The organism is Pseudomonas sp. KH_046_1 (genome assembly GCF_057839025.1).
The window spans coordinates 1,503,645-1,510,000 of sequence record NZ_CM174481.1 but is presented as its reverse complement, the minus strand read 5'-3'; the positions used below and the strand labels follow the sequence as shown (position 1 = coordinate 1,510,000).

The window sequence follows — 6,356 nt, the reverse complement described above, 5'->3', positions numbered from 1 at the left end:
CCACATCTGCCGGCGCCACGGTGTTGATGTTTTTCTCGACGGTGACCTGGACGTTCTCGCCAACCTTGCTCAGGCGAACCTGGTAACGCTCGGCGCGGGCGTCAAGCTCTTCCTTGCTCGGCGCGCTGCCGAACAGGCTGCTGAAGAAGCCTGGCTTGTCGTCTTTGTTCTCGGCTTTTTCGGCCAGGTTGATGTAGTACAGGCCCAGGCTGCGGTTGATGTCTTCAACACGCCATTCGCCTTGTTCCAACGCACGACCGACGCTCGACCAGGCACGATCCAGGTCGGTACCGACGTTCAGCACAGGGTTGCCGCTGCCGTCTTCACTCAGGCTGACACGGCTAGGCGCGTCGAAATCACGCGAAGCCAGCATGGAGACCGAACCGCCCTTCTCCGAGATGCGGCTCATGCTCGCGAGCATGTCGTCGACCAGTGCCGCGTCCAGGCCAGTGTTGACCGAACGGTTGGTGAAGGCCACGTCGGCGGTGCTGCCGGCAGGACGTTCAGCGCTGACCACATAGACTTCACTGGTGTTGCGCTGCACGCCCGGCTCGATGCGCACCCGCACGCGGGTTTCGCTGTCCGTGCTGACGCCGGCCGCGCTCAAGCGCTTGGCCATGGCCGCAGACAGCTCATCGGAATGCTGCCAGGTCGTAGTGAATTCACCGGTTTGCGGACGCTGTTCATCCAGACGGAAACCGTTGTCCTGGAAGAACTGAACGGCCACAGGCCAGATTTCGGCCGGTGGATTTTGCGCCAGGATCGAGCGCGAATCACCGCTCTTCTGCAGGGAGTACGGACTGGCGTCGGCCCCAGCCGTCAATGGTTGCGGACGAGGAACGATGTATTCGCCCTTGACGGTGTCATCGGCCACGTTGCGCGGGATCGGCAACAGCGGATCCAGACGCTTGGCGGTACGGACATCCTGCGGTATTTGCATCGGTGCAGTCTGTTGCGCTTCCAGGTAATCGCTACCACGGTCACGGAAATAACCTTCCGGGCCCCAGATCCATCCACAGCCACTGGTGCTGGAGATAATCAAGGCAAGTGCGGAAAGTCCGGCCATTCGCTTCATGCGTTGTACTTCCTCAATTAAACCAGGACGCCGCACTGGCGCAGGGCCGTGCGCAGCGTTGCGTGACAAGGTGCGCTCAGCCAGGTCAACGGCAGGCGAATGCCTTCGTGCATCAGGCCCATTTCAACCAAAGCCCACTTCACCGGAATCGGGTTGGCTTCGATGAACAGGTCCTTGTGCAGTGGCATCAGTTTTTCGTTGATTGCCCGGGCGGTCTCGGCATCGCCCTTGAGGGCGGCCTCGCACAGATCGGCCATTTCACGTGGAGCGACGTTGGCGGTGACGGAGATGTTGCCCTTGCCGCCCATCAGAATCAGCTCGACGGCGGTCGGATCATCGCCGGAAAGGACGATGAAGTCCTTGCTTACGCCATCGAGGATGGCCTTGGCGCGCTTGAGGTCGCCGGTCGCTTCCTTGATACCGATGATGTTCGGCACGGTGGACAGGCGGATCACGGTTTCGGCCTGCATGTCGCAGGAGGTGCGGCCGGGAACGTTATAGAGAATCTGCGGGATGTCGACCGCTTCTGCGATGTGCTTGAAGTGCAGGTACAGGCCTTCCTGGGTCGGCTTGTTGTAGTACGGCACGACCAGCAGGCAGGCATCTGCGCCGGCTTCCTTGGCATTTCGGGTCAATTCGACGGCTTCGCGGGTCGAATTGGCGCCGGTACCGGCGATCACCGGAATTCGGCCATTGACCTGCTTGACCACGGCACGGATGACTGCGATGTGCTCGTTGACGTCGAGGGTTGCCGATTCGCCGGTGGTGCCGACGGCGACAATGGCATGGGTGCCGTTTTCAAGGTGGAAGTCCACGAGTTTGCTGAGGCTGTCCCAGTCAAGACGCCCCTGTGCATCCATGGGTGTGACCAGTGCCACCATACTGCCCGCAATCATGAAACCGCTCCTGCCGGAAAAAGAGAGCCGTAATGGTACTGGCGCCAAGTTGCTTGCACAAGCGAAGTACTGTGCTGCCGCCATTCCCCTTGGCGCCGGTTTTCGCTACCCTTCAGACTTTGATCGGTACAGACAAGCTCGTCCGTCGGGTTTCAGCCTCCATTTTCGGCATCACAAGCCCTGATCCAGCGTTGCCGCCTCTCGCTCCCGCCCCGCCGGAGCACGTCGCAACCTGCCGCTTGGGGTTTTCTGAATTCGCATCCGCAGGCTGGCTCCCGACAAAACGCCCTCTGGACGTATCGACCGCTCATCGCTTTAGGAATGCTGCATGTCCACCCCCACAGTTCGCGAACAATTCCTTGTCATCAGTGCCCTCGGCGCCAACCCCATGGAGCTGACCAACGTCCTGTGCCGCGCCAGCCATGAAAACCGCTGCGCCGTTGTCACCTCTCGCCTGACCCGCCATGGCGAATGCAGTGCCCTGGTGCTGGAAATCTCCGGTAGCTGGGATGCCCTGGCGCGCCTGGAAGGCAGCCTGCCAGTATTGGCCAAGCGGCATGCGTTCACGGTCAACGTGGTGCGCAGCGCCGCCCTGGAAAACCGCCCCCAGGCCCTGCCGTACGTCGCTTATGTCAGCTCGGCCTACCGCTCGGACATCATCAACGAGCTGTGCCAGTTCTTCATGGACCACAATGTCGAGCTGGAAAACCTGACCTGCGACACCTACCAGGCTCCGCAGACCGGCGGCACCATGCTCAACGCCACGTTTACCGTGACCTTGCCGGCCGGCGTGCAAATCAGCTGGCTGCGCGATCAGTTCCTGGATTTTGCCGACGCGCTGAACCTCGATGCCCTGATCGAACCCTGGCGCCCACAGAACCCAATGTAAGGAAGCTTTCATGGCCGTTGCCATCGACCAACCGGTTGCCGATTTCGAAGCCCCCGCCACCAGCGGGCAAGCCGTCAGCCTCGCCGGCCTGAAAGGCAAGCAGGTGGTGATCTACTTCTACCCCAAGGACAGCACGCCGGGCTGCACCACCGAGGGGCAGGGTTTTCGTGATCAGTACGCTGCGTTCAAGGCCGCCAATACCGAAGTGTTCGGCGTGTCTCGCGACAGCCTGAAATCCCACGAAAACTTCAAGTGCAAACAGGAATTCCCCTTTGAGCTGATCAGCGACAAGGACGAAGCCATCTGCCAACTGTTCGACGTGATCAAGCTGAAAAAGCTCTACGGCAAGGAATACATGGGCGTAGATCGCAGCACGTTCCTGATCGACGCCAAAGGCGTGCTGCGTCAGGAATGGCGCGGCGTGAAGGTGCCGGGGCATGTTGATGCCGTTTTGGCTGCAGCTCAGGCACTGAATAAAGCCTGATGTATGTGGCGTCTGCTCAGACGCCTTCCCGAGCAGGCTCGGTCCCACATTGGTTTTGTACTTGGCACAAATCACTGTGGGAGCGAGCCTGCTCGCGAAGAGGCCATCAGCCTCACTGAAAAATAAAGGCTGACCACTAAAGCAACGGCGCCACCACCGGCTCCTTGCGCGGCCAAGCGTCCAGCACGGCCTTGAACAGCGTCGCCAGGGGAATCGCGAAGAACACCCCCCAGAAGCCCCACAACCCGCCAAACAGCAGCACCGCGCAAATGATCGCCACCGGGTGCAGGTTGACCGCCTCCGAGAACAGCAATGGCACCAGCACGTTGCCATCCAGCGTCTGAATGATCCCGTAGACCGCCATCAAGTAAATGAACTGATCGCTCCAGCCCCACTGGAACAGCGCAATCAGAAACACGGGCACGGTCACCACCACGGCGCCGACATAAGGCACCACCACCGAAATCCCCACCAACAATGCCAGCAGCGCCGCGTAGTTGAGCTCAAGAACGACAAAGGCGATGTAGGTCACGCCACCGCAAATGAAGATCTCGATGACTTTGCCGCGAATGTAGTTGGCGATCTGCCGGTTCATTTCATGGGCGACCCGGGTGATCAACGCCCGTTCACGGGGCAGGTAACCGCGCACCCACTGGCCGATCATGGCCCGATCCTTGAGGAAGAAAAACACCAGGATCGGCACCAGCACCAGATAGATCATGATGTTCACCAGCAATGGCAGGCTCGATAGCGAGAACGTGAGCGCCCACTGACCAAACTTGCCGATTTCGCCCCGCGCCACTTCAATGGCCCGCAGCACTTGCTCATCGGATACCAGGTGCGGATAGCGCTCAGGCAGCAGCAACAAGAGTGACTGCCACTTGGCAAGCATGCCGGGCAACTCGTTGAACAAAGTGATCAGTTGGTGCCACAGCAACGGCACGACAACCACGATGAATACCAACAACAACCCCATGAATAACGCAAAGACCAGCCCCACCGCGACCCAACCCGGCACGCGCAGGCGCTCGAGGGTCACCACCAACCCCTGCATCAGGTATGCCAGCACCATGCCCGCGAGCACCGGCGCCAGCATACCGCCCAGGGTCAGTACGACGGTGAATGCCAGAAACAGCAGCACAGCCAGCACCACCGCTTCTTCATCGGAGAAATAGCGCTGAATCCAGTCGCGTAACACTTTGAACATCAATAATCCTTAGGAGTAAACGCAGCCGAATTCAGGCTTTTTTCAACCAGTAGCGGTAAACACCCGCGTCATCTTCTTCACGAAGCAGGGTATGACCGGCCAATCGGGCAAAGGTGCGAAAGTCGCGCTGCGAACCCGCATCGGTGGCGATGACCTTGAGTACCGCACCACTGGCCAGCCGGTTGAGCTCCATCTTGGCCTTGAGCAACGGCAACGGACAGTTCAGGCCACTGGCGTCCAGTTCAACGTCATGCTCTACAGCGTCGGTCATTGCATCACTCCGGGTCAGGTGGTTGAGTTGCCTAGAATATCTGGTCGCAACGCCGGTGTCCGGCTACAGTAAGGTCTTTGTCGACTAAGGCTTTGTGCATGACATTTTTGCGCCCTACCCTGCTGACGCTCGCTTGCCTGCTCGCCTCACCGGGCTTCGCCGACGACCTGCCGTCACTCGGCGACGCCAGTTCTGCCATTGTCTCACCGCAACAGGAATACCAGCTCGGCCGGGCCTGGCTGGCCATGTTGCGCAGCCAGGTTTCGCAGCTCAACGATCCGCAGCTCAAGGATTACGTGGAATCCAGCGTCTACCGACTGGTCGAGACCAGCCAGGTCACTGACCGGCGCCTGGAATTCATCCTGATTAACAGCCCGCAACTCAACGCCTTTGCGGCGCCGGGCGGGATCGTCGGGGTGAACGGAGGTTTGTTCCTCAACGCCCAGACCGAAGGCGAATACGCTTCGGTAATGGCGCACGAATTGGCTCACTTGTCGCAGCGCCACTTTGCCCGGGGCGTCGAAGCGCAGCAACGCATGCAAGTACCCATGATGGCTGCATTGCTGGCCGGTATCGTGATTGCCGCCGCGGGCGCCGGTGACGCAGGAATCGCGGCCATTGCCGGCACACAGGCTGCGGCCATTCAGGAACAGCGTCGATTCTCCCGCCAGAACGAACAGGAAGCTGACCGCATCGGCATTCTCAATCTGGAAAAGGCCGGTTATGACCCCCGGTCGATGCCCACCATGTTCGAGCGCCTGGGGCGTCAGTACCGCTACGATGCCAAGCCACCGGAATTCCTGCTGACTCACCCGGTCACCGAATCGCGTATCGCCGACACCCGCAACCGCGCCGAACTAGCGCCACAGGGTGGCATCGAAGACAGCATGCGCTATCAACTGATCCGCGCGCGCGTCCAGTTGATCTATGAAGAAACCCCGGGGCTCGGTGCCAAGCGCTTCCGCGCCCAGCTCGACGAAAACCCGAAAAACGACGTGGCGCGCTACGGCCTGGCAATTGCCCAGATCAAGGGCGGTCAACTGAACGAAGCACGGGAAAACCTCAAGCTGCTGCTGGCCAAGGCACCCAACGAAATCATCTACAACCTGGCTCAGGTCGACCTGGACATCACCAACAACCGCCTGCCGGATGCCCAGTCCCGGGTTGAGCGGTTGATGGCCCAGTACCCTGGCAACTACCCACTGAACCAGATGCGCGTCGACCTGCTGCTGAAGCAGAACCGTACTGCGGATGCGGAGAAAGCCCTCGAAGGCCTGCTCAAGTCGCGTCCGGATGATCCGGACGTGTGGTATCAGGTTGCCGAGACGCGCGGCCTGTCGGGCAATATCATCGGCCTGCATCAGGCTCGCGCCGAATACTTTGCGCTGGTCGGCGACTACAAACAGGCCATTCAACAACTGGACTTCGCCAAACGCAGGGCTGGCAGCAACTTCCCGCTGTCTTCGCGGATCGACGCGCGGCAACGCGAACTGATGGAACAGGAGCGCATGATCAAGGACATGATGGGCTGAAG

General features: G+C 60.2%; 7 protein-coding genes (1 of these 7 only partly in view). 3 read left to right on the top strand and 4 right to left on the bottom strand.

Annotated features, from left to right (window positions below):
* Positions 1-1,075, bottom strand: partial view of an NlpB/DapX family lipoprotein gene (gene bamC, locus AC3IT9_RS06830; RefSeq protein WP_150756237.1) — the 5' portion only. Its footprint begins 41 nt before the window's first position; the window shows 1,075 of its 1,116 coding nt (coding positions 1-1,075); the start codon lies at positions 1,073-1,075; its stop codon lies beyond the left edge, outside the window.
* Between the two features lie 17 nt (positions 1,076-1,092).
* Positions 1,093-1,971 (bottom strand): 4-hydroxy-tetrahydrodipicolinate synthase, encoded by an 879-nt coding sequence (gene dapA / locus AC3IT9_RS06825; RefSeq protein WP_150756238.1) that lies wholly within the window; start codon positions 1,969-1,971, stop codon positions 1,093-1,095.
* A gap of 328 nt (positions 1,972-2,299) precedes the next feature.
* Between dapA and AC3IT9_RS06820 the strand changes: the two genes are divergently transcribed.
* Together AC3IT9_RS06820 and AC3IT9_RS06815 are read left to right on the top strand one after the other, a co-directional pair.
* Positions 2,300-2,860: a glycine cleavage system transcriptional repressor gene (locus AC3IT9_RS06820; protein WP_007979776.1), complete on the top strand. Its 561-nt coding sequence runs from the start codon at positions 2,300-2,302 to the stop codon at positions 2,858-2,860.
* Between the two features lie 10 nt (positions 2,861-2,870).
* Positions 2,871-3,344: a peroxiredoxin gene (locus tag AC3IT9_RS06815; RefSeq protein ID WP_489272473.1), complete on the top strand. Its 474-nt coding sequence runs from the start codon at positions 2,871-2,873 to the stop codon at positions 3,342-3,344.
* A 136-nt stretch (positions 3,345-3,480) separates the two neighbouring features.
* Here the strand turns inward: AC3IT9_RS06815 and AC3IT9_RS06810 are convergent, their stop codons facing one another.
* A complete protein-coding gene (locus tag AC3IT9_RS06810) occupies positions 3,481-4,551 on the bottom strand; it encodes an AI-2E family transporter (RefSeq protein ID WP_489272472.1) in 1,071 nt (356 codons plus the stop codon).
* Between the two features lie 31 nt (positions 4,552-4,582).
* Entirely contained in the window at positions 4,583-4,822 is a 240-nt protein-coding gene (locus AC3IT9_RS06805) for a sulfurtransferase TusA family protein (protein WP_007996208.1), read from the bottom strand.
* Between the two features lie 98 nt (positions 4,823-4,920).
* Here AC3IT9_RS06805 and AC3IT9_RS06800 point away from each other — a divergent pair, with 98 nt between their 5' ends.
* Positions 4,921-6,354: a M48 family metalloprotease gene (locus tag AC3IT9_RS06800; RefSeq protein WP_150727528.1), complete on the top strand. Its 1,434-nt coding sequence runs from the start codon at positions 4,921-4,923 to the stop codon at positions 6,352-6,354.
* Positions 6,355-6,356 lie beyond the last annotated feature (2 nt).

What these genes read in the sequence shown, in the direction of transcription:
- dapA (WP_150756238.1), bottom strand. Translation starts at nt 1,971, where the DNA reads ATGATTGCGGGCAGTATGGTGGCACTGGTCACACCCATGGATGCACAG.
- AC3IT9_RS06810 (WP_489272472.1), bottom strand. Translation starts at nt 4,551, where the DNA reads ATGTTCAAAGTGTTACGCGACTGGATTCAGCGCTATTTCTCCGATGAA.
- AC3IT9_RS06800 (WP_150727528.1), top strand. Translation starts at nt 4,921, where the DNA reads ATGACATTTTTGCGCCCTACCCTGCTGACGCTCGCTTGCCTGCTCGCC.
- AC3IT9_RS06820 (WP_007979776.1), top strand. Translation starts at nt 2,300, where the DNA reads ATGTCCACCCCCACAGTTCGCGAACAATTCCTTGTCATCAGTGCCCTC.
- AC3IT9_RS06815 (WP_489272473.1), top strand. Translation starts at nt 2,871, where the DNA reads ATGGCCGTTGCCATCGACCAACCGGTTGCCGATTTCGAAGCCCCCGCC.
- AC3IT9_RS06805 (WP_007996208.1), bottom strand. Translation starts at nt 4,822, where the DNA reads ATGACCGACGCTGTAGAGCATGACGTTGAACTGGACGCCAGTGGCCTG.